The organism is Dietzia sp. KRD202, assembly GCF_017168155.1.
GTDB classification, from domain to species: domain Bacteria; phylum Actinomycetota; class Actinomycetes; order Mycobacteriales; family Mycobacteriaceae; genus Dietzia; species Dietzia kunjamensis.
Window position 1 is genome coordinate 1 of the sequence record NZ_JABFAN010000027.1, and the last position, 387, is coordinate 387.

1 protein-coding gene is annotated in these 387 nt (G+C 56.3%); it reads right to left on the bottom strand.

Going from position 1 to position 387, the window contains the following annotated elements:
* Window positions 1-242, bottom strand: a 242-nt coding sequence (locus J1M64_RS18380; protein ID WP_206475134.1) for a hypothetical protein, incomplete at its 3' end; no start/stop codon positions are given.
* Window positions 243-387: the final 145 nt, after the last annotated feature.

Here is a 387-nt window from a genome sequence, read left to right on the forward strand (position 1 = left end):
TCGCGATAGCGAGCGCTAGTGCGGTAGCGCTGTAAATAGGGAAAGCTGTTAGTATCCTGCTGTAAAGCCTTCCACTCCTGCGGCGTTAGCTCCAGCACGATTTCCAGGAAACTAGCCCCATCAAGGGACGCTAAACAAATGTCGGTACCTGGCATCGGCACGAGTGCAGCCCGCTCGGTGATTTGCTCCTGATCAGCCTGCTGGCAGGTTAGATCTCCTTCCAGCAGGAACAGAATGCTCAATCTGTCTTGTTGCTCAGCCAGTACCCGTTCCCCGGCAGGCGGTAGCGTATGGTGGCGCACCATAGCCCCCTGGATTTCTCCCTCAAGCAGGTTGCGAGTCGCTGGTTGCCCGCCGCACGGCAAAGGATTGAGTGTAGTGTAAGAA